Consider the following 20,818-nt stretch of genomic DNA (forward strand, 5'->3'; position numbering starts at 1 on the left):
GCGGAGGGAAGAGGTGGGGGCCGCAGGTGGGCCATTGGCCTTTCCAGTGGCCGTCGACGTGCTGGTAGAGCAGTTGGGCGCGGTAGGTCTGCTCGTCCTCGGGCCACGCGCTCGGCAGGCCCATGCCGCCCACCGCCTGCCACATCGGGACGCTGAACTGGTAGAGGCCGTAGTAGGGGCCCTCGGGGTTGTACGCCAGCGGGTCGCCGCCCGACTCGCACAGTGCCAGGGCGGGCCAGTCGAGGTTCGCCACTTCGGGCGGGATCGGGGTGGTGCGGGGCGGGGTGACGGTGATGACGGTGCCGTCCTTCGGGAAGGTGGCCAGCGGCGGGTGCACCTGGGAGCCGGGGCTCAGGGAGACCCGCTTCTGCCGGAGCACCTCGCGCACGGTCCTGGCGGTGGTCCGGGAGGCGAGCCGCGTGCTGCCCGCGACGACGTACACCCTGCGCCGCGTGTCGACGGTCAGCTCCATGCCCTCCAGCGGCACCACGTCCGAGGGCGGGGCCGACAGCCGGCCACCGGCCGGGGCGATGTCCAGCTCGGCCAGGGCGTCGCCGACGTTCGTGGCGGTGACCAGGTGCCGGCTGGTACGGCCGTCCAGGGTCAGGGTGAGGGGCCTGGCGCGGCGTACCTCGATGGTGGCCCCGTCGGAGACCGTCTCCTGGGTGGCGGGGCGTACGACGTCGGCGAAGCCCAGCGAGACCCCCGCGTCGGCGAGCACCTCCTCGACGGTGCCGGCGAAGCCGCGCACCGGTTTGCGTGCGCCGTCGACGACCACGACGACGTCTTTCACCAGCGCCGACACCGCCACGATCGCGCTGACCGCGACCGCGCCCGCCACGCACACGACCGGCGCCCACGGGGAACGCCACGGAATCGGCGGACGGGGCGCACGTCTCTTGCCTCGCACGAGCCACCTCCGTATACGGAATCGGCCCGAACGCTAACGCCCGGTGTGCGCGCCCATCACCTGGTTCACCAAAAGATGGTCACCACTCGCCGAAGACCGTGACTCCGTTGGCACTGATCGCCTCACTCAATCGGCCGGGATGGATGCCTTTGACCTCGGCCAGGCAGCGCAGCGTGAGCGGGATCAGGTAGGGGGCGTTGGGCTTGCCGCGGTGCGGCACCGGCGGCAGGTAGGGGGCGTCGGTCTCGACCAGCATGAGCTCCGGCGGCGCGACCTCGGCGGCCGCACGCAGGTAGCCGGCGTTCTTGTACGTCACCGGCCCCGAGAAAGACATGAAATATCCGGCCGCAACGCACTTTTTCGCCATCTCGGCGTCGCCGGAGTAGCTGTGGAACACCACCTTCTCCGGCGCCCCCTCCGCTGCCAACACCCGCAACACGTCGTCGTGGGCCTCGCGGTCGTGGATGACCAGCGCCTTCCCGGTGCGCTTGGCGATCTCGATGTGCGCCCGGAAGCTCGCGTGCTGGTCCTCCTTGCTCGCCCAGTCGCGGTAGTAGTCGAGCCCCGTCTCCCCCACGGCCCGCACCTCGGGCCGGCCGGCCAGCGCCTCGATCTCGGCCAGCACCTCGGGCGTCGACGCGTGCGCCTCGTTCGGGTGGATGGCCACGCCGGCGTAGACGCCCTCCTGCTGGGCCGCCACGTCGGCGTTCCACCGGGAGGAGGGCAGGTCGTAGCCGATCGTGACCAGCCGCGTCACGCCGACCGCCCGCGCGTCGTCGAGGATGCCCCGCACGGTGGCGGAGGCCGCCTGCGCGGCCTGCGCCACCGGATCGCCCGAGGACGCCTGCCGGTTGCCGACCATGATGTCGAGGTGGCAGTGGCTGTCGAACACGGGCGAGGAAAGCGGCTCTGGCGCGGCGGGAAGCTTGCTCACGGCATCAACCGTAGCCGCCCCGATGATTCACTCGCCCAGCCGGGCCAGCTCCTCGTCGACGACCTTCGGGTCGAGCTTCTTGAACAGCGGCACCGGCGGCGCGAGCGGCCTGCCCGGCCGGATCGGCCGGTGCTCCCACCGGGCGGCGCCGTCGTACTCGCCGGTGATCACCGGGTACGGTGTGCCGCCGTCCTCGTCGACCTCGCGGATCTCCGGCATGCCCGACCACACGCCCTCGCCGCCCAGCATGGCGAAGACCTTGTTGGACGAGCTGGGCAGGAACGGCGTGAGCATCGTCTTGGCGTCGTCGACCACCTGGAGGGCGACGTGCAGGATGGACTTCTGCCGCTCGGCGTCGTCCTTGAGCTTCCACGGCTCCTGCTCGGCCAGGTAGCGGTTGGCCTCCCGCACCACGTCGAACGCCTCGGTGATCGCGTTCTTGAACCTCGACCTGGCGAGCTCGGCCCCCACGGGGCCGAACGCGTTGCGCGAGCGCTCCAGCAGCGCCCGGTCGGCGTCGGTCAGCTCGCCGGCCTCGGGCACGACCCCGAAGTTCTTCGCCGCCATGGAGATCGACCGGTTGACCAGGTTGCCCCAGGCGGCGACCAGCTCGCCGTTGTTGCGGTTGACGAACTCCTGCCAGGTGAAGTCGGTGTCCTGGTTCTCGGGACCGGCCACCGCGATGTAGTAGCGCAGGGCGTCGGCGTCGTAGCGCGCGAGGAAGTCGCGGACGTAGATGACGACCTGGCGGGAGGAGGAGAACTTGCGGCCCTCCATCGTCAGGAACTCGCTGGAGACCACCTCGGACGGCACCTCCAGCGCCCCCAGGGAGCCGGACTTGCCGCCGCGGTCGCCCTGGCCGCTGTAGCCGAACAACATCGCCGGCCAGATCTCGGCGTGGAAGACGATGTTGTCCTTGCCCATGAAGTAGTAGCCGCGGGCGTCGGGATTCTGCCACCACTGGCGCCAGGCGTCGGGGTCGCCGGAGCGCCTGGCCCACTCGATGGAGGCCGACAGGTAGCCGATGACCGCGTCGAACCAGACGTAGAGCCGCTTGTTGGGCTGGTCGCGCCAGCCGTCGAGCGGGATCGGCACACCCCAGTCGAGGTCGCGGCTGATCGCCCGCGGCTGCAGGTCGCCGAGCAGGTTGAGGGCGAACTTCAGCACGTTGGGCCGCCACTCGCCCTGCTTGGACTGCAGGTAGGAGCCGAGGACCTCGGCGAAGGCGGGCAGGTCGAGCATGAAGTGCTCGGTCTCGGCGAACACCGGGGTCTCGCCGTTGATGCGGCTCACGGGGTTGATCAGCTGGATCGGGTCGAGCTGGTTGCCGCAGTTGTCGCACTGGTCGCCGCGCGCGCCGTCGTAGCCGCAGATGGGGCAGGTGCCCTCGATGTAGCGGTCGGGCAGCGTGCGGCCGGTGGACGGCGAGATCGCGCCCATCGTGGTCTTGGGGAAGATATAGCCGTTGTCGAAGAGGCCCTTGAAGATCTCCTGCGTGACGGCGTAGTGGTTCTTCGTGGTCGTGCGGGTGAACAGGTCGTACGACAGGCCGAGGCCCGTCAGGTCTTCGGCGATGACGCGGTTGTAGCGGTCGGCCAGCTCCTTCGCGCTGACGCCTTCCTGGTCGGCCTGCACCTGGATCGGCGTGCCGTGCTCGTCGGTGCCGGACACCATCAGCACCTTGTTGCCCGCCATCCGCTGGTAGCGGCTGAAGACGTCGGAGGGCACGCCGAAACCGGAGACGTGCCCGATGTGGCGGGGGCCGTTAGCGTACGGCCACGCGACGGCGGTCAGGATGTGCTGGGACATGTCCCTAAGCCTACGGGGACCGCGCGGACACCTCGTACCGAATCCCCGGGGTCATCCGCGCGGGAGGATTCCGTAGCGGCGTGCGGTCGTGGGGTCGCGCCGGGACGCCTCGGCCAGCTCCGGTGCGAGCATGGCGCGGACGGCCGTGGGGGCGCTGACGCCGAAGGCGTCGAGCCGGGGCGGTGCTCCCTGCCGGCCGGCGGCTGCCCAGTCGCGCCAGGCGGCCTCCAGCTCGCGGTCGGCGTCCGTTCGGTCCTCCCCCGCCGCTCGGCGCTGGGCCGCGCCGACGAAGGCCAGCGCGGCGCGCTGGGAGGCGACCGCCTCGGGCCCGAGATGGTCGCCGCCGTGGACGAGGTGGTAGTCGTGGCCGATGTCGAGGTCCCACAGCGCGCGGTGGAGCTGCTCGGAGCCGTCGTGCAGGGCGAAGACGTCCTGGTCGCCGCAGCGCAGCAGGATCGGCAGCCCGGCGGCCCTGACGGCGTCGGCGTTGCCGCGCAGCCGGTGCAGGACGCTGTTGGCCGCGTACCCGTCGCCTTCGGCGGCCATCTCGCGGCCCAGCCTGCCGAGCACGTCGAGGGTGTTGCGCGGGCGCAGGTCCTCCGGGGCCGGAGCCGGCAGCAGGGCGGGGGCGACCGCCGCGACGGCGAGCCACCGCGCCGGATCGGCGAAGGCGATCTTCAGGGCGCCGTAGCCGCCCATGGAGGCGCCCATCAGCGCCACGCGGTCCGGGTCGGCGCCGTGTTCCTTCTCCAGCAGGCGGGGGAACGCCGTGGCGATCAGACTCTCCCACGCGTTGCCGGGCCGGTCGATGTAGAAGCCGCCGGCCGTGGGGGTCGACGCGCAGGCGATCAGGGAGGGAGAGAGCGTTCCGTCGGCCCACAGGGCTTCGGCGATCGGCTGGAGCATGGCGAGGAAGTCGCTGGAGGAGTTCGCGCCGTGCAGCACCACGATCAGCGGCAACGCCCCGCCGTGCCCGTCCGGCGCGAGCACGCCGTAAGGGACTTCGTCTTGGACCAGCGGGTCGCGGAAAACGTCACGGGTGAGGCGGCTGTTCATGGCCGCCACCCTGGCACGGCGACACCGCCGCAGGCCACGCATTATCCCCCGGAGGGTCAGCCCTTGGTCTTCTCCAGCTTGACCGCCTCGGCGGCCTCCTCGGCCGCCTTGGCGGCCACGTCGACGGAGGACTCGCGGGTGCGGCGGATGCCGAGGATGCTGATGAACAGCGAGGCGAAGATGGTCTGGAAGCTCATGATGAACGCCGTGGCCGAGGGCACGACGATGCGCAGCGACTCGCGCGGGTTGAGCTCGCCGAAGCTGCGCACCTGCCAGTGGACCAGCGACATCACCAGGCCCACCAGACCCGCCAGCGCCAGCAGACCGCCGGCGATGAGCCCCTTCTCCAGGCTCACGAGGTCGATGATCCTGCGGATGCGCGGCGACTCGGGCAGGAAGCCCTCCTCGGCGGCGTACACCTTCGTGAAGACCGCGAACAGCGCCGCCTGGAAGCCGATCACCACCAGCGCGGACGTGCCCACCAGCGTGTCGACGTCGAACGCCAGCTCGCCGATCTCGACCGGCCCGAAGGTCAGCGCCGTGCCGGCCACCAGGCCGATGGCCATCATCAGCACGCCGGGGTAGAAGAAGAGCCACTTGGGGCTGTAGAGGAGCAGGAAACGCAGGTGGCGCCAGCCGTCGCGCCAGGAGCGCAGGTGAGGCGGGCGGGAGCGGCCGTCGGGCGAGAGCGTCGTCGGCACCTCGCGGACGTCGAGCCCCGCGAGCGTCGAGCGCACCACCATCTCGGAGGCGAACTCCATGCCGCCGGTCTGCAGCTGCAGCCGCAGGATCGCCTCGCGCCGGAAACCCCGCAGGCCGCAGTGGAAGTCACCGATCGCCGACGGGAAGAACAACCTGCCGACGAACGACAGCACCGGGTTGCCGAGGTAGCGGTGGAGCGGGGGCATGGCGCCCGGCGCGATCCCGCCCTTGAAACGGTTGCCCATCACCAGGTCGGCGCCGTCGCGCAACTGCTCGACGAACGGCAGCAGGGCGGTGAAGTCGTAGGAGTCGTCGGCGTCGCCCATGATGACGAACTTGCCGCGGGCGGCCCTGATGCCGCCCATGAGCGCGTTGCCGTAACCCTTCTCGGCGACGTGGACCACGCGGGCGCCGGCGTCACGGGCCAGCTGCTGCGAGCCGTCCGTGCTGCCGTTGTCGGCGATCAGCACCTCGCCCTCGATGCCGTGCTCCTCCATGCACGCCAATGCCTTGCGCACACAGACTTCCACGGTCTCCGCCTCGTTGAGGCAGGGCATGACCACCGTCAGTTCCACGTGTCTACCCTTCAGTTAAGGCTCTTCCAGAAGACCATGATGCCCCGAACGCGACCATGCTCGGGCACGGACCTGGAAACGACTGGCATTCTTTACAGCATGGTGAGCGTCGCGGAGATTACCCCTGTGGACCCCTCCGCTCCTGGCTGGGCGGCTCGTCTGCTGGCCCTTCTGCGCAGGCATCGGGTGTTCGCCGCGGCCTTCGGCGTGGGCGCCGTGCTGCGGCTCGTGACCATGCTGGGCTACGGCCCCGCCATGTGGTTCAACGACTCCTACGAGTACGTCTCGGTGGCGCTGCACCCGAGACCCCACCCGATCAGGCCCGACGGCTACAGCTTCTGGCTGATGCTGCTCCAGCCCTTCCACAGTTTCACCCTGGTGGTCTTCACCCAGCATCTGATGGGGCTGGCCACGGCGGCGCTCATCTACGCCCTGCTGCGCATCAAGTTCCGGCTGCCCAAGTGGGGCGCCACGCTGGCGGCGGCGCCGGTGCTGTTCGACGCCTACCAGATCCAGCTGGAGCAGCTGGTGATGTCCGACACACTGTTCATGCTGCTCGTGGTGGGCGTCATCTCGCTGGTGCTGTGGAAACGGCGGCTGACGTGGAAGGCGGGCGCGGTCATCGGCCTGCTGCTGGCGCTGACCTGGCTGACGCGCTCGATCGGCCTGCCGATCCTCGCGCTCGTGGTGCTCTACCTGCTGGTCAAGCGGGCCGGCTGGCGGCCGGTCACGGCGGTCCTGACCGCCTGCGCGATCCCGGTGCTGGCCTACATGGGGTGGTTCGCCTCGGCGTACGGCAAGTTCGCGATGACCAACAGCGACGGCCTCATCCTGTACATGCGCACGGCCATCTTCGCCGACTGCAACAAGATGGACATCGACAAGTACCGCGAGGTCGAGCTCCTTCTGCTGTGCATCAACGACCCCGTCGACCAGCGCAAAGACTACGCCCAGTGGTACCTGTGGGGTCAGGGCAACGGCGACGGCACCGGCACCGGCGAGGTGCTGCACCGGTGGGGCACGAACAAGAAGTGGAGCGAGATCACCAACGAGGCGGCCAGCGCGTTCGCCACGCGGGCGATCCTGTCGCAGCCCGGCGACTACCTGCAGGTGGTGGCGCGCGACTTCCTGCGCTCGTTCCACTGGTCGCGGCCGCGGTTCCCGGACGAGTCGACGTACAACATGTACGAGTTCAAGCCGTACGTCCAGATCGACGAGACCGGCCAGCCCAAGCGGCTGCCGAAGTGGTCGTCGTACGCGGGCGGCCGCACCGACACCGACGCGTTCGCCTACGAGCAGGGCCCGCCGGAGACGCGCATCGTGCATCCGTGGGCCGACATCATGGCCGGCTACCAGAAGGTCTTCTACCTGCGCGGCATCATGCTCGGCGGCATCCTGCTGATCGGCCTGTACGGCGTGGTGGTGCGCTGGCGGACGTTCGGCGGGCCGGTGGTGCTGCCCTGGCTGGGCTCGGTCGGGCTGCTGCTGGCCCCGGCGGCGACGGCGGAGTTCGACTACCGCTACGTGCTGCCGGCCGTGCCGCTGGCCTGCATCGCGGCGGCGATCACGCTGCGCCGGGGCGTCACCTGGGGGCGGAGGTCACCCAGGAGGAGAAAAGCATCCGAGTCGACCACTGTGCGCGCGTGATGGTCTCGGCGGTCAGCACGGGATGGAGCCACCCGAAGTTCACCAGCACGACCAGCGCGAACGCCCCTACAGCGGCCGCGCCGAACGCCCGCCGGTCGGGCGGCGCGTCCGCCCTGCCGAGCAGGAGCCCGGCCGCGAGCACGACCGCCAGCACCATGAACGGCACGACGGGGATCATGTAGAAGAGGTACATCGTGCGGTTGTCGGCGACGGCGTAGTAGAACCACGGCAGCCAGCCGGCCGCGAACGCGAGCAGCACGGCTCCGGCCCGCCAGTCGCGGGTGGCCGCGTACCAGGCGACGAGGGCGACGATCGCGAGCAGGGAGCCGTACCAGAGGGCGGGGGTGCCGACGCCGAGCACGGCCTGTGCGCACTTGTCGGCGCCGCAGGCCGACGGCGGCAGGTCGGAGGGGAAGTGGAAGGAGACCGGCCGTAACAGCAGCGGCCACTGCCACGGCTCCGACATGTACGGGTGGTACTCCGCCAGGCCGCTGTGGTAGCCGAGCACGTCGACGTGGTAGCGCATCCACGACCGCAGCGAGTCGAACACGAAGAACGCCGGCCCTGACGACGTGGCACGCTCCCAGTCGCGCCCCCAGCCGCCGGCGGTGGCGAACCAGCCGGTCCACGACGTCAGATAGCTCGCCGCGGGCACCAGCGCCAGCGCCCCCGCCGCGCCGGGCACGTCGTACGCCCAAGCCCTCCGGTACGGCCGCCGCAGCCCCAGCGCCCGCCGGGCGCCCATGTCCCACATCACGCTCAGGACGGCGAACGCCAGCAGGAAGAAGATGCCCGACCACTTGACCGCGCACGCGGCCCCCAGGCAGGCCCCGGCGGCCAGCCGCCACGGCCGTGACCCGAGCCGCGGGCCCCGCTCGGTGACGGGCGAGCCGTCGTACCGGGCGGCCAGCCGGCCGCGCGCCCAGTCGCGGTCGGCCACCAGGCAGGCGAACCCGGCCAGCACCCAGAACATCAGGAAGATGTCGAGCAGCGCCGTACGCGACAGCACGAGGTGCAGGCCGTCGAGGGCCAGCAGCAGCCCGGCCAGGCAGCCGAGCAGCGTGGAGCGGGTCATCCGCCGCGCCACCCTGGCCATGACGAGGATCGACAGCGTGCCGGCCAGCGCCGCGGCGAAACGCCAGCCGAACGGGGTCATCCCGAACAGCCACTCTCCCGCCGCGATCATCCACTTGCCGAGCGGCGGATGGGCGACGAAGGAGGCGCAGTCGCTCTGCTGGGCGCACTCACGGAAGACGTCGAGGTTCCCGGCGAGGATGCGCCGGTCGGCCACGGGGTCGTCGGCGTCACCCAGCATGGCCCGCTCGACGCCGTGGACCAGCAGCGAGTACGCGTCCTTCATGTAGTACGTCTCGTCGAACACCACGGCCCTGGGCTCACCGAGCCGGACGAACCTCAGGACGCCGCCGAAGAGCGCGACCAGCAGCGGCCCGGCCCAGCCCAGCAGCGGCGAACCCGGCAGGGGCGGGACCAGCCGCCGCGCCGAATCCGCCCGGTTGCCCACGATGCGCACCCTATGGCGTGGTGGATCTCCTGTGAACCAGGTCGTACAGCTCCCGTTTGGGGATGCCGGCGTCCTTGGCCACGTCGGCGATGGCGAGCTTACGCTGTTCGCCCTCGGCCACTCTGCGGTCGACCTCCGCGACCAGCGCGTCGGGGTCGTGCTCGGCGGCGCCCGCCACGTAGCCGGCCACCACGATCGTGATCTCGCCCTTGACGCCCCCGGCCGCCCATTCGGCCAGCTCGCCGAGCCCGCCCCGGCGGACCTCCTCGTACGTCTTGGTCAGCTCGCGGCACACCGCGGCCGGCCGGTCGGGGCCGAACGCCTCGGCCATCGCCGCCAGCGAGTCGGCCAGCCGGTGCGGCGCCTCGAAGAAGACCATCGTCCGCTCCTCCCGCGCGAGACCGGCCAGGCGGCGGGCCCGGTCGCCCGTCTTGCGCGGCGGGAAGCCCTCGAAGCAGAACCGGTCGCTGGCCAGCCCCGACACGGCCAGCGCCGTCGTGACGGCGCTCGGCCCCGGCAGCGCGGTGACCGTGACGCCGGCCTCGATCGCGAGGTGCGTCAGGCGGTAGCCGGGGTCGGAGACGCCCGGCATGCCCGCGTCGGTGATCACCACGACCGTGCGGCCCTCCTTGAGGATCTCGACGAGCTCCTGGGCGCGGGCGGCTTCGTTCTGGTCGTAGTACGAGACCACCCGGCCGGTGATCTCGACGCCCAGGTCGGCGGCGAGCCTGCGCAGCCGGCGGGTGTCCTCGGCGGCCACGACGTCGGCGCCCGCCAGCACCTCCCGTAGTCGCGGCGAGACGTCGCCCGCCTGGCCTATGGGGGCTCCTGCCAGCACCAACCTGCCGTTCCCAGTCACCCGACCATTGTGGCAGGGCATCCCGATTGGACCGTGTTTCTTGGGTAACCACCACTCTGGGGCCCGTACGATGGCCAAGTGGCGGTGACCGACTCTTCGTACCAGGCATACGAGAGCCCGGGCGACGGCGAGGGCCGTCCTCAGGCCCGGTCCGTACGCGATCGGATGGTGCCCCCCATGCGCGGCAGCGTGATGTGGGGATGGGTGGGGCCGCTGCTCGTGACGTTGTTCGGCGGGATTCTGCGGTTCGTCCAGCTCGGCCATCCCAAGGCCGTGGTCTTCGACGAGACGTACTACATGAAGGACGCCTACTCCCTGATCAACTGGGGGGTCGAGCGGGTCACGGTCAAGGACGCCGACAAGGCGATCATCGCCGGCAGGACCGACATCTGGCAGTCGTGCGCACCCGACGCCCTCGACAAGTGCGCCTCCTACGTCGTGCACCCGCCGCTCGGCAAGTGGATGATCGGCGCGGGCGAGTGGTTGTTCGGGCTCAACCCGTTCGGCTGGCGCGTCGCCGCGGCGGTGATCGGCACGCTGTCGATCCTCATCCTGGCCAGGGTCGCCCGCCGGATGACCCGCTCGACGCTGCTCGGCTGCTTCGCCGGTCTGCTGCTGGCCCTCGACGGCCTCCACTACGTGCTCTCCCGCACGGCGCTGCTCGACATCTTCCTGATGTTCTGGGTGCTGGCCGCGTTCGCCTGCCTGGTGGTCGACCGCGACCGGGCGCGCGAGAAGCTGGCCGCGTGGTACGAGAGCTCGCCCGCCTCACCACAGGGCCCGGGGCTGGGCATCCGGTGGTGGCGGATCGGGGCCGGGGTGTGCCTGGCGTTCGCGATGTCGGTCAAGTGGTCGGGGCTGGCGTTCGCGGTCGCGTTCGCGATCATGTCGCTGATGTGGGACTTCGGCGCCCGCCGTGCCGTGGGGCTGCGCCAGCCGTACGTGGGGGCGTTCAACAAGGACGTGCCTCAGGGGCTGGTGGCGTTCGCGGTGGTGCCGTTCGTGGCGTACATGGCCACCTGGGCAGGCTGGTTCGCCAACGCCACCGGCTACGGGCGCAACTGGGATCGCGCCACCTCCGCCGACAACCCGCTGTTCTTCCTGTTCGACTCGATGCGGTCGTGGATCCACTACCAGTGGCAGGTCTTCACCTTCCACAGCGACCTGGTGACCTCCCACCCGTACATGTCCGAGCCGTGGCAGTGGCCGCTGCTGCTGCGCCCGGTGGCCTTCTACTACGAGGGCAGGCAGAACGCCTGCGGCGTCAAGGACTGCTCCGAGGCGGTGCTCGGGGTGGGCACGCCGGTGATCTGGTTCGGCGCGGTGGCCGCGCTGGTGGCGCTGATCGTGTGGTACTTCTCCTCGCGCGACTGGCGGGCCGGGGCCGTGCTGCTGGCGTACGCGATGGGGTGGCTGCCGTGGTTCTACTTCGCCATCGCCGACAACCGCACGATGTTCCTGTTCTACGCGATCCCGATGGTGCCGTTCATGGTGCTGGCGATCACGTTGTGCGCCGGGTTGCTGATCGGGCCGTCGGTCGGCACGGCGGCCGGTACGGTGCCGGTGCGGCGGACGATCGGGGCCGCCGCCGTGGGCGCCTTCGCGTTGCTCGCGCTGATCAACTTCTGGTGGCTGCACCCGATCCTGTCGGGCGAACTCCTCCCCTACACCGAGTGGAAGGCCCGCATGCTCTTCGAGAAACAATGGATCTGACCGTCCCGCAGTCCGATCATTAACCGCTTCTCGGAGTAATAGCTGTGCAAGACCCGATTCGCACTAGATTCGGTCATCGTCAGGCCCGGGGTCGATACGGCAAACTTCGAGGCATGAGTGCACCGGATGTCACCGCCCTGCTCGCCGAGTTGGAGCGCTCTCAACCGGACATGGCCGAAGAGGCCAGGACCGCTGTGGAATGGCTGACGGGCGGGGAACCGCTGGAGACGGTGACCCAGCTCGACGTCTGCGAGTTCCTCTGGTACACCCTGCCGATCAAGGTGGGCCCGCTCAACCACGAGCGGCTGGCACGCTCCCTCGGCCGGCTGCTCCAGCTCGGTGGCATGGAGCGGTACGCCGCCCTGTGCGACTCCCCGACCACCATGCAGATCCTGCGCACCTACCAGCAGGAGGGCGAGGAGGCCGGCACCAGCGCCTACCAGCAGGCGCTGGAGGCCACCGGCGTGCTCCCGCCCGACGTGCCGGAGCTGCAGTGGAGCATGATCATGGGCCCGGAGGAGCTGGGCGCCCACCTGGCCTGCTCCGCCGCGCTCGAGCTGGCCATCGTGGCCGGCGAGACGATCGAACGCGCCACGCTGACCCGCCGCTGGCTCACCGAGCCGCGCGCCGAGCTGGGCGGCGACAGCTGGCTCAACCGGGTGCACGGCGAGCGGCTCAACCGCTGGGTGCTGGGGCGCGGCCCGGCGCGGCGGGAGCTGGCGCAGCCGTTCGAGGTGCGGCTGCACGCGCCCGTGCCGGCGCAGCCGCTGCCCACGCTGCACCGGCTGCTGTCCGTGGCCGCCTCGGGCGAGACGCTGCCCATGCGTCTCGCACTCTCGCCGGAGGCGCTGCGGCTGCGTGACCTGGCCGAACGCGAGCTGGGCGCGATCCGCCGCGACGGCGCCCGGCTGGCCATCACCGACTACGGCATGCGGCTGCTGCGCTCGAAGGAGGCCATGTGGTCGGCGGTCACCCGGCTGCTGCTGGCCAGGGGTGAGCACGAGTTCGAGGTGGCGGCCAGGGAGGCCGCGCTGATGCTGCTGGCCGACGGCACGCTCATGTCGCCCGCCCAGCTGCGCGAGCGGGTGGCCGAGGTGGTGGGCGGCGAGGGCTGGCATCCGGCGACCGGCCTCGACGACGTGGCCCGGCCGGTGGACGACCTGGTCACCCAGCTCACGGCGCTGGGGCTGGCGTTCGGCGACGAGCTGGCGGTGCGGATGGACCGGCCGGGGCAGCTCGCGGCCCTGGCGGCGCTGCGCGCCCACGCCCTGCGCCCGCGCAAGTACGTCAGCTCCGCGTGACGGGCACGCGGCGTACGGCGTGTTTGAACTCCGGGCACTCGACCAGCGGGTCGTGCTCGCAGACGGCGGCGTGGCGCAGGCTGTCGCGCAGGCGGGTGAGCTGGTCGACCCGCTCGGCCACCTCGCGTTCCTTGCCGGCCAGGCGGGCGCGCAGCTCGGTGTCGGACGGCCGGGCGCGCAGGAGCTCGGCGATCTCGGACAGGGTGAAGCCGGCGTCGCGGGCGCAGGAGATCAGGTCCAGGCGCTCCAGCGTCTGGGGGCGGTAGGCGCGGCGCAGCCCGTTGCGGCCCTCGGCCTGGATGAGGCCCTTGCGCTCGTAGAACCGCAGCGCGGACGCGGCCAGGCCGCTGCGCCTGGCCACCTCGCCGATGTCGATCAACGTGTCGTCCACTGGGCTCCTTGACTTGAACCGCACTTCAAGTCAAGGAGTGTAGCCGCATCAGGGGCCCACGACCCCGGGGATCTAAGTGAATACTGCGGGTAGTTACGATTGCGGTGAAATGCTCTACGTCGGAGGGGGCCGATCATGGAGCTGTTCCCGGCCATGCCGCTCGCGGAGTGGACGGAGGCGAAGGAGACCTTCCACAGATTCGCGCAGATCGTGGGGAAGATCCGTCTCTCGTCCAGCAACCGGCGTAACCACTGGTGGCAGGTCCCGTTCCACCCGACGGGACGGGGGCTCACCACCCGTCCGATGGGCGGGCTGGACGAGCAGCCGCTGTTCTGCATCGACTTCGACCTCATCCGCCACCGCCTGGTGGTCGACGTGCTCGACGGGCGCAGCGCGGAGTTCAGCCTGATCGGCCGGTCGGTCGCGTCGTTCCACGACCGGCTGTTCGAGACGCTGGCCGGTCTGGGGATCCGGCCGGAGATCTGGGCCGTGCCGTTCGACCTGGACGACGACACGCCGTTCCCCGAGGACACCCTGCACGCGCGCTACGACCCGATGCTGATCAACCGGTACTGGCGGGTCCTGTCGCAGGTGGTGCAGCTGCTCGACCGGTTCGCCGCCGACTTCGCCGGCAAGACCAGCCCGGTGCACCACTACTGGCACACCTTCGACATCGCCGTCACGCGGTTCACCGGGCGCGTGGTGAAGGTCTCACCGGACGCCGACCCGGTCACGCGGGAGGCGTACAGCTGGGAGGTGATCAGCTCGGGCTTCTGGTTCGGCGACAGGGAACGGCCGTGGCCGGCGTTCTACTCCTACACCGCGCCGGAGCCGGAGGGCCTGGAACGCGAGCCGCTGCGGCCGGCCGAAGCCGAGTGGATCCCGGCCAGGGGCAGCCACCTGGCCGTCCTGCGTTACGACGACGTCCGGGCCATGGACGACCCCGTGGGGGCGGTGCTGGAGTTCCTGGACAGCGCCTACCAGGCGGGGGGCCGGCTCACCGGGCTCGACACCGAGGCACTGGCCTCGCCCGGAGGAATCACGGACCCGTACTACGGGAAGGTGTGAACGCAGAACGCCCGCCCTCTGGTGGGAGGGCGGGCGTTCCACACGTGCGTACCGGTGTGCAGGTCGCCTCTCGGCGAAAGGCACAACGCGGCTCCAGCCGAACGGTATTCCGCGAAGGCAATAGGTGAGGCCCGGGGACACTGGACACACCGGCCACGATGTATGTAACCACACCCGCCCGGGAGTCATTCCCCGCCCGCCCGGATTATTTTCCGCGTGTCGCCGGGCGGTGCGGGCTCATGAGGTCTCGATGGCGCCGTGCAGGAAGAGGTCGACCAGTTCGGCGGGGGTGAGGGGGGTGGGGCCTCGGCCGGCGGCCATGGTGAGGAACTGGAAGGCCTCGGCGAGGCGGTCGGGGGCGAGCCGGAGGGTGTCGCGTTCGGGCTCGAACAGGCCGGCCAGGACCTCACGGGTGGCGGCCATCGACGCCTCACGGTCGTTGACGGCCGCCCTCCTGGCATCCGGAGCTCTCTCCGTGTTATGGAGTGAGTACTCACTCCGTCAATCGCATTGCCCTGGCGCGGAGGTAGCGCTGCTGGGGCAGGGTCATGGCGCGGCGGACCGCCTCCTCGTACGCCTCCCGGGCGGCCGCGTGGTCGCCGGACCTCTCCAGCAGGTGGGCGCGTACGGCGTGCAGGCGGTGGTCGTCGGCGATGCGGGTGTCGTGCCGGAGGCGTTCCAGCCGGGCGAGCCCGGCCGCCGGGCCTCGGGACATGGCGACGGCGACGGCGTGGTTCAGCGCGACCACCGGGTTGTCGGACATGTCCATCAGCCGCTCGTACAGCGCCGTGATCTGCGGCCAGTCGGTCTCCTCGGCGGTCGGAGCCTCGTCGTGCAGCGCCGCGATGGCCGCCTGCAGCTGGTACGGGCCCGGCCGGCCCCGCGACAGCGCGGCGGTGACGAGCTCGACGCCCTCGGCGACGAAGGCGGCGTTCCACCGGCTCCTGTCCTGCTCGGCCATGGGGACGAGCGCGCCGTCGGGCCCCGTGCGCGCCGGGCGGCGGGCGTCGGTGAGCAGCATGAGCGCCAGCAGGCCCGCCACCTCGGGGTCGTCGGGCAGCAGCCGGTGCACGATACGCGTCAGCCGGATCGCCTCGGCCGTCAGCTCCGCGCGGTGCAGGCTCGGGCCGGACGTGCTGGCGTACCCCTCGTTGAAGATCAGGTAGAGCACGTGCAGCACGGCGCCCAGCCGCCGCTCGCGCTCTGGGCCGTGGGGCAGCCGGAACGGCACCCCGCTGTCCTTGACGCGCTGCTTGGCCCGGGTGATGCGGCGCGTCATGGTGGCCTCGGGCACCAGGAACGCGCGGGCGATCTCCGCCGTGGTCAGGCCGCCGACCGCGCGCAGCGTGAGCGCGATCTGCGAGGCCGGCGACAGCGACGGGTGGCAGCACAGGAACAGCAGGATGAGCGTGTCGTCGGAGTCGGCGGGCGTGCGGTCGGCCGCGGGCGCCCACGGGTCCGGCGTCCAGCCGGCGACGACCTCTTCGCGGCGGCGGCGCGCCTGCTCACTGCGGAGCAGGTCGGTCAGCCGCCGCGCGGCGACGGTGATCAGCCAGGCGCGCGGGTCGGCCGGCACGCCCTCCTTCGGCCACTGGGTGGCGGCGGCGAGCAGCGCCTCCTGGACGGCGTCCTCGGCGAGGGCGAAGTGTCCGTAGCGGCGCACGACCGCGCCGAGGGCCTGCGGCGCCAGCTCGCGCAGCAGGTCCTCCGGCACGGACGGGGGCACGGACGGGGGCACGGCGCTCAGAACCCGAGGTCCTGGCTGGACTCGACGACGGGCCTGATGTCGGCATAGGCGTCGCCGTAGACGCCGGGCGGGTGCGGGCACTCGCCGAGGCGGCCGGCGATCTCGGTGGCGCGGTCGAAACTCTCGCACTCGACGATCCAGTAGCCGGCCAGGACCTCCTGTGTCTCGGCGTACGGCCCGTCGGTGACGAACGGCTGCCCGTCGCGGGCGCCGACCCTCCTGGTGTGCACGGGAGCGGCCAGCCCGCGTGTCTCGACCAGCTCGCCCGACTCCTCCAGCTCCTTGTTGAACCGCACCATGAACTGGTGCATGGCCGCCACGTCCTCGGACGCCCAACCGGCCTGGCCTTCGGCGTCCTTGCCGGACAGGGCGTCGTAGTCGTGCTGGGAGCCGTACGAGAGGATCATGTACTTCACGGTGTCGACCTTTCCTCGGGTGTGTCTTCGCCGGGGACGTCGGAGCCGGGGCCGCCTACCGGACACCGTCTCACACACTCCGCGAGATGGGGCACCATCGAAGACGTGCCATACGCGACCGCCTCCGACGGAGTGAAGCTGTCCTACCAGGTCCGCGGCGACGGGCCGCCGCTCGTGCTGCTGCAGGGGCAGGCCAACGACCACCACTGGTGGGACCCGGTACGCGCGGACTTCGAGGGGGCGTACCAGACCATCACCTTCGACTATCGCGGCACGGGCGACAGCGACAAGCCGGACGAGCCGTACACGACGCGCGGGTTCGCCGACGACGTGGTGGCGGTGCTGGACGAGCTGGGGGTGCGGCGGGCCCACGTGTACGGCACGTCGATGGGCGGGCGGGTGGCCCAGTGGCTGGCGGCCGACCAGGCCGGCCGGGTCGGCGCGCTGGTGCTCGGGTGCAGCTCGCCGGGCGGCGCCCACGGGTTCGAGCGGAGCAACGAGGTGCGCCGGTCGCTGGCCCAGCCGGACCGGGCGGCGGCGACGCGGGCGCTGCTGGAGCTGATGTACACCCCGGCGTGGCTGGCCGCGCATCCGGGGCCCTACCACACGGTGGGCGACCCGCGGATGCCCGCCTACGCCCGCCGCCGTCACCTGGCCGCGAGCGCGGGCCACGACAGCTGGGACGCGCTGCCCGCCGTCACCGCGCCCACGCTGGTCGTCCACGGCACCGACGACGTCTTCAACCCCGCGGCGAACGCCCCGCTGCTGGCCGAGCGCATCCCCGGCGCCTCGCTGCGGATGATCGACGGGGCCAGGCACGCGTACTTCGAGGAGTTCCGCGAGGTGGCGAGCCCGCTGGTGCTGGAGTTCCTGGCCGGCGTCAGCTCCAGCGGCGCGCGAGTTCCCTGAGGTCGGGCGCCGTGACGTGCGGGGTGCTCATCACCTCGGGGTACGCCGTGCCGCGCCGGTCCAGGTACGCCCCGATCAGGCCCGCGCGCTGGGCGCCGTCGATGTCCCACGGGTGCACCGCGACCAGGGCCGCCTGCTCCGGGCGCACGCCGGCCCGCGCGACGGCGTACTCGTAGGCCGCCCTGGCGGGCTTCCACACGCGCGGACCGCTCACGTCGAGCGTGGCCTCGACCAGGTCGAGCAGGCCCTCGCGGCGCAGGATGCCCTGGGTCATGGCGGCGGCGCCGTTCGTCATGGTGAACAGGCGGATCCCGGCGGCGCGCAACATGCGCATGCCGTCGGGGATGTCGGGGTGCACCCGCAGCTCCGTGAACGCGCCGAGGATGTGCTCGGCCTCCTTGTCCTGCAGGCCCATGCCTTTGAGGACGTCCTTCGCGACCCGGGCGAAGTCGGCGTAGCCGCCTGCCGCGGTCAGGGCGATGCCGTCGCGCAGCACGCCGGCGAACCAGGTGTCCAGCCGGCCGGCGGGCAGGCCGGCCTGCTCGAACGTGGCGCGCAGCGGCTCCATGTCGGTGAGCGTCTCGTTCACGTCGAAGATCACGACGTGTGGTCTGGTGTCCATGGTCGTCTCCTCAGGGTGCGGTGAAGCGGAGGGCGTCGAGTGCGGCCGTGACGCCGCGGCGCAGGGCGGTGGCGTCGGCGCCGGCGCGGGAGCGGACGTTCACGCCGTAGGCGAGCAGGGTGAGCGACTCGGCGGTGGCGTCGAGGTCGAGGCCGGGGCGGAGGCGGTCGCCGGCCGTCTCCAGGGCGGCGCGCAGGGCGGCGCGGAGCATGCCGTGGTGGCGGTCGAGCAGGTCGCGCACCTGCGGGTCGGCGGGCTCGGCGTGGGCGTTGGCGGCCATGCAGCCCCAGCGGGCGTACTCCCCCGTGCACCTGGCCTCGATCAGGGCGTCGAAGAACGCGGCGATGGCGGGCAGGCCGCGACCGTCGTCCGTCAGGGTGCGGAACATCGGCTCGGAACGCCGCTCGACGTAGCGGCGCAGGGCTTTGACATAGAGGTCCTGCTTACCGCCGTAGGTGGCGTACAGGCTGGAACGGCTCAACCCGGTGGCGGCGACGACCTCGGCGATGCCGGTGGTGGCCGCGCCGCGCCGCCAGAACAGGCGCTCGACCTGCTCCAGCACCGCGTCGGGATCGAAGTGCTTGACGTCCGGCAACGCTGCCCTCGCTATCTTGGAATGTTCATTCCAAGATAGCGAGGCTCTAGGGTGGTCGGCATGCGGGCCCAGGACGTCGACGGCACCCAGCTCGCCGTCGTCCCCCGGCGTCCGGCGGGTTCCCCCCGGTGGCGCTGGTCGAGGAGCGGCTGACGGTGATTGCTGCGGCGGCTGCTCGGCCTCGCCTCCCCCGCCCGGCGGGCAGAGTGGACGCCATGTCGGAGATCTTCGTGCTGGCCCTCTGGATCGGGCTGCTGTTCAACGCGGCGCCGGGCGCGGTGTTCAGCGAGTCGTTGCGCAGGGGCGTGCGGGGTGGGTTCGGCCCGGCGTTCGCGGTGCAGGTGGGGTCGCTGGCGGGCGACGCCGTGTGGGCGCTGCTCGGGCTGGCGGGCGTCGGGGCGCTGTTCACCGTCCCGGTCCTCCGCGTGCCCCTGACGGCCGGCGGCTGCCTCCTGCTCGCCTGGCTCGGCCTGACCGCCCTCCGCGACGCCGTCTCCCCCAGGACCGTCCCATCGAGCACGGACGCACCCGCGAACGGGGGCGCCCTCGCCGTGGGAGCCGCCATGTCGCTGGGCAACCCCTGGAACGTCGTCTACTGGTCGGGCGCGGCCGGGGCGGTCAGCGCCGTGCTCGGGGAGGACGTGGGGCCGGCGAGCCTGGCCGTCTTCTTCGCCGGGTTCATGACGTCGTCGCTGGCCTGGTGTTTCGTCGCGGCCGGGCTCATCGCACTGCTGCGCCGGGCGTTGCCGACGCCGGCCGTACGGGTGCTGGAGGCGGCCTGCGGGCTCGCGTTGCTCGTCTTCGCCGCGCTCCTGGCCGCCCGCCTCCTGCCCGGCGGTTCCTGACCGTCCCCGACGGTAAATGGGTGGTGGCCGCTCGGACGCCACGGCTACGGTTGGCGCAGGTCAGCGAGCGGACAAGGCGTGGTGATGGCGTCCCGGGCGCCTCGGCGCACCCTGTCCGCCTGCCGGCCACGCGAACCCGCGGCTCTCCCGTACCGGAATCGACCGACGGCGAGGCGATGGTCGCCAGGGGCACCGTCCAAACCCCCGACGAGCCGCGGGTTCGTCCCTCAGCGGTCCGCGAAGCGGTCGATGGCCGAGAAGATCGCCTTCTTGAACGCCTCGCTGCCGGTGTGTCCCGAGTCCTCCACGACGACCAGCTCGGCGTCCGGCCACGCCTGGGCCAGCTCCCAGGCGGTCTGCACCGGGCCGCCCATGTCCTGGCGGCCGTGGATCAGCACGCCCGGGATGCCGGCCAGCCTGCCGGCGTCGCGCAGCAGCACGCCCTCCTCCAGCCAGGCGGCGTTGGAGAAGTAGTGGGAGCAGATCCGGGTCAGCGCCATGACGCCGTCGGCGGGCCGGTCGCTGTAGGCGTTCGGCTTGCCGTTGACCTCCAGGGAGATGACCGCGTCCTCCCAGGTCACCCAGTCGACGGCGGCTTTCTCGCGCACCTTCGGATCGGGGTCGGACAGCAGCCGCGCGTACGCCTTCAGCAGGTCGCCGTCGCGGTCGGCCTCGGGCACGCCGCGGCGGAAGCGGTCCCACGCCTCGGGGAAGAACCGCCCGACGCCGCGGTAGAGCCAGTCGATCTCGGAGCGGCGGGTCATCGTGACCGCCGGAATGATGATCTCCGACACCCGTTCCGGATGGGTCTCGGCGTAGGCCAGGATCAGCGTCGAGCCCCACGACCCGCCGTACAGCAGCCACTTGTCGATGCCGAGGTGCTCACGCAGCAGCTCCATGTCGGCGACCAGGTGGTGGGTGGTGTTGGCGCTGAGGTCGGTCGCCGGGTCGGCGGCGTGCGGGCGGCTGCGCCCGCAGTTGCGCTGGTCGAACAGGACGGTGCGGAAACGTTCTGGGTCGAACGTGCGGCGCGCGTTGATCGAGCAGCCTGACCCGGGGCCTCCGTGGACGATCGCCACGGGTTTGCCGTCGGGGTTGCCGCAGACCTCCCAGTAGACGAGGTTGCCGTCGCCGACGTCGAGCATGCCGTGGTCATAAGGTTCGACAGGGGGACGCAAAGGAGGCTCCTCTCAAATG

At 71.5% G+C, this 20,818-nt stretch carries 20 protein-coding genes; 6 read left to right on the top strand and 14 right to left on the bottom strand.

The annotated features are described in order from the left end of the window. From E1286_RS10110 to E1286_RS10130, 5 genes are all read right to left on the bottom strand, one after another. Nucleotides 1-910: resuscitation-promoting factor (locus E1286_RS10110; RefSeq protein WP_132611025.1), on the bottom strand; the 910-nt coding region annotated here is incomplete at its 3' end. Between the two features lie 79 nt (nucleotides 911-989). Next, the gene (locus tag E1286_RS10115; RefSeq protein WP_132611027.1) at nucleotides 990-1,844 is read right to left on the bottom strand and encodes a TatD family hydrolase; all 855 of its coding nucleotides are present in this window, start codon (nucleotides 1,842-1,844) and stop codon (nucleotides 990-992) included. A 27-nt stretch (nucleotides 1,845-1,871) separates the two neighbouring features. Continuing rightward, nucleotides 1,872-3,653, bottom strand: coding sequence for a methionine--tRNA ligase (gene metG / locus E1286_RS10120; protein ID WP_132611029.1), 1,782 nt, complete (start codon nucleotides 3,651-3,653; stop codon nucleotides 1,872-1,874). Nucleotides 3,654-3,704: 51 nt separating this feature from the next. After that, nucleotides 3,705-4,709, bottom strand: coding sequence for an alpha/beta hydrolase-fold protein (locus tag E1286_RS10125; RefSeq protein ID WP_165969676.1), 1,005 nt, complete (start codon nucleotides 4,707-4,709; stop codon nucleotides 3,705-3,707). Between the two features lie 56 nt (nucleotides 4,710-4,765). After that, the gene (locus E1286_RS10130; protein ID WP_187368147.1) at nucleotides 4,766-5,986 is read right to left on the bottom strand and encodes a glycosyltransferase family 2 protein; all 1,221 of its coding nucleotides are present in this window, start codon (nucleotides 5,984-5,986) and stop codon (nucleotides 4,766-4,768) included. Nucleotides 5,987-6,085: 99 nt separating this feature from the next. On the opposite strand from E1286_RS10130, the gene E1286_RS10135 reads away from it, so the two are divergent. Beyond that, the gene (locus E1286_RS10135; RefSeq protein ID WP_246074676.1) at nucleotides 6,086-7,633 is read left to right on the top strand and encodes a hypothetical protein; all 1,548 of its coding nucleotides are present in this window, start codon (nucleotides 6,086-6,088) and stop codon (nucleotides 7,631-7,633) included. Here the strand turns inward: E1286_RS10135 and E1286_RS10140 are convergent. Both E1286_RS10140 and rsmI read right to left on the bottom strand, forming a co-directional pair. Then, complete coding sequence (locus E1286_RS10140) at nucleotides 7,569-9,155, bottom strand: dolichyl-phosphate-mannose--protein mannosyltransferase (RefSeq protein ID WP_246074678.1); 1,587 nt, start codon at nucleotides 9,153-9,155, stop codon at nucleotides 7,569-7,571. The two genes, E1286_RS10135 and E1286_RS10140, sit on opposite strands and share 65 nt — an antisense overlap. Before the next feature lie 10 nt (nucleotides 9,156-9,165). Next, a complete protein-coding gene (gene rsmI / locus E1286_RS10145) occupies nucleotides 9,166-10,014 on the bottom strand; it encodes a 16S rRNA (cytidine(1402)-2'-O)-methyltransferase (protein WP_246074679.1) in 849 nt (282 codons plus the stop codon). A gap of 78 nt (nucleotides 10,015-10,092) precedes the next feature. Between rsmI and E1286_RS10150 the strand changes: the two genes are divergently transcribed. Together E1286_RS10150 and E1286_RS10155 are read left to right on the top strand one after the other, a co-directional pair. Next, complete coding sequence (locus E1286_RS10150) at nucleotides 10,093-11,727, top strand: dolichyl-phosphate-mannose--protein mannosyltransferase (protein ID WP_132611035.1); 1,635 nt, start codon at nucleotides 10,093-10,095, stop codon at nucleotides 11,725-11,727. 113 nt (nucleotides 11,728-11,840) lie between these two features. After that, nucleotides 11,841-13,028, top strand: coding sequence for a hypothetical protein (locus tag E1286_RS10155; protein ID WP_165969677.1), 1,188 nt, complete (start codon nucleotides 11,841-11,843; stop codon nucleotides 13,026-13,028). Here the strand turns inward: E1286_RS10155 and E1286_RS10160 are convergent. After that, complete coding sequence (locus E1286_RS10160; protein WP_132611037.1) at nucleotides 13,015-13,419, bottom strand: MerR family transcriptional regulator; 405 nt, start codon at nucleotides 13,417-13,419, stop codon at nucleotides 13,015-13,017. The genes E1286_RS10155 and E1286_RS10160 overlap by 14 nt on opposite strands. Nucleotides 13,420-13,554: 135 nt before the next feature. Here E1286_RS10160 and E1286_RS10165 point away from each other — a divergent pair, with 135 nt between their 5' ends. Continuing rightward, nucleotides 13,555-14,487: a DUF5996 family protein gene (locus E1286_RS10165; protein ID WP_132611039.1), complete on the top strand. Its 933-nt coding sequence runs from the start codon at nucleotides 13,555-13,557 to the stop codon at nucleotides 14,485-14,487. 237 nt (nucleotides 14,488-14,724) lie between these two features. On the opposite strand, the gene E1286_RS10170 is transcribed toward E1286_RS10165, so the two are convergent. The 3 genes from E1286_RS10170 to E1286_RS10180 form a co-directional block, all read right to left on the bottom strand. After that, the gene (locus E1286_RS10170; RefSeq protein WP_187368148.1) at nucleotides 14,725-14,910 is read right to left on the bottom strand and encodes a tunnelling fold family protein; all 186 of its coding nucleotides are present in this window, start codon (nucleotides 14,908-14,910) and stop codon (nucleotides 14,725-14,727) included. A gap of 70 nt (nucleotides 14,911-14,980) precedes the next feature. Continuing rightward, nucleotides 14,981-16,234, bottom strand: a complete 1,254-nt coding sequence (locus E1286_RS10175) for an RNA polymerase sigma factor (protein ID WP_425464749.1) — start codon at nucleotides 16,232-16,234, stop codon at nucleotides 14,981-14,983. Then, a complete protein-coding gene (locus E1286_RS10180) occupies nucleotides 16,231-16,641 on the bottom strand; it encodes a YciI family protein (protein WP_246074685.1) in 411 nt (136 codons plus the stop codon). The genes E1286_RS10175 and E1286_RS10180 overlap by 4 nt, the downstream gene beginning before the upstream one ends. A gap of 114 nt (nucleotides 16,642-16,755) precedes the next feature. Between E1286_RS10180 and E1286_RS10185 the strand changes: the two genes are divergently transcribed. Beyond that, the gene (locus tag E1286_RS10185; RefSeq protein ID WP_132611043.1) at nucleotides 16,756-17,559 is read left to right on the top strand and encodes an alpha/beta fold hydrolase; all 804 of its coding nucleotides are present in this window, start codon (nucleotides 16,756-16,758) and stop codon (nucleotides 17,557-17,559) included. Here E1286_RS10185 and E1286_RS10190 read toward each other — a convergent pair. Next, nucleotides 17,531-18,181, bottom strand: a complete 651-nt coding sequence (locus tag E1286_RS10190) for a haloacid dehalogenase type II (RefSeq protein WP_132611045.1) — start codon at nucleotides 18,179-18,181, stop codon at nucleotides 17,531-17,533. The genes E1286_RS10185 and E1286_RS10190 overlap by 29 nt on opposite strands. A 10-nt stretch (nucleotides 18,182-18,191) precedes the next feature. Further along, a complete protein-coding gene (locus E1286_RS10195) occupies nucleotides 18,192-18,776 on the bottom strand; it encodes a TetR/AcrR family transcriptional regulator (RefSeq protein WP_132611047.1) in 585 nt (194 codons plus the stop codon). Nucleotides 18,777-18,991: 215 nt separating this feature from the next. On the opposite strand from E1286_RS10195, the gene E1286_RS10200 reads away from it, so the two are divergent. Next, complete coding sequence (locus E1286_RS10200) at nucleotides 18,992-19,621, top strand: LysE family transporter (protein ID WP_132611049.1); 630 nt, start codon at nucleotides 18,992-18,994, stop codon at nucleotides 19,619-19,621. A 227-nt stretch (nucleotides 19,622-19,848) separates the two neighbouring features. On the opposite strand, the gene pip is transcribed toward E1286_RS10200, so the two are convergent. Further along, nucleotides 19,849-20,799, bottom strand: a complete 951-nt coding sequence (gene pip, locus E1286_RS10205; RefSeq protein WP_132611051.1) for a prolyl aminopeptidase — start codon at nucleotides 20,797-20,799, stop codon at nucleotides 19,849-19,851. Nucleotides 20,800-20,818 lie beyond the last annotated feature (19 nt).

Origin of the sequence: Nonomuraea terrae, assembly GCF_004348995.1 — a bacterium.
GTDB classification, from domain to species: domain Bacteria; phylum Actinomycetota; class Actinomycetes; order Streptosporangiales; family Streptosporangiaceae; genus Nonomuraea; species Nonomuraea terrae.

Coding starts and splice junctions, on each gene's coding strand:
- E1286_RS10135 (WP_246074676.1), top strand. CDS start 6,086: ATGGTGAGCGTCGCGGAGATTACCCCTGTGGACCCCTCCGCTCCTGGC.
- E1286_RS10170 (WP_187368148.1), bottom strand. CDS start 14,910: ATGGCCGCCACCCGTGAGGTCCTGGCCGGCCTGTTCGAGCCCGAACGC.
- E1286_RS10180 (WP_246074685.1), bottom strand. CDS start 16,641: ATGATCCTCTCGTACGGCTCCCAGCACGACTACGACGCCCTGTCCGGC.
- E1286_RS10165 (WP_132611039.1), top strand. CDS start 13,555: ATGGAGCTGTTCCCGGCCATGCCGCTCGCGGAGTGGACGGAGGCGAAG.
- E1286_RS10200 (WP_132611049.1), top strand. CDS start 18,992: ATGTCGGAGATCTTCGTGCTGGCCCTCTGGATCGGGCTGCTGTTCAAC.
- E1286_RS10155 (WP_165969677.1), top strand. CDS start 11,841: ATGAGTGCACCGGATGTCACCGCCCTGCTCGCCGAGTTGGAGCGCTCT.
- E1286_RS10190 (WP_132611045.1), bottom strand. CDS start 18,181: ATGGACACCAGACCACACGTCGTGATCTTCGACGTGAACGAGACGCTC.
- metG (WP_132611029.1), bottom strand. CDS start 3,653: ATGTCCCAGCACATCCTGACCGCCGTCGCGTGGCCGTACGCTAACGGC.
- E1286_RS10125 (WP_165969676.1), bottom strand. CDS start 4,709: ATGAACAGCCGCCTCACCCGTGACGTTTTCCGCGACCCGCTGGTCCAA.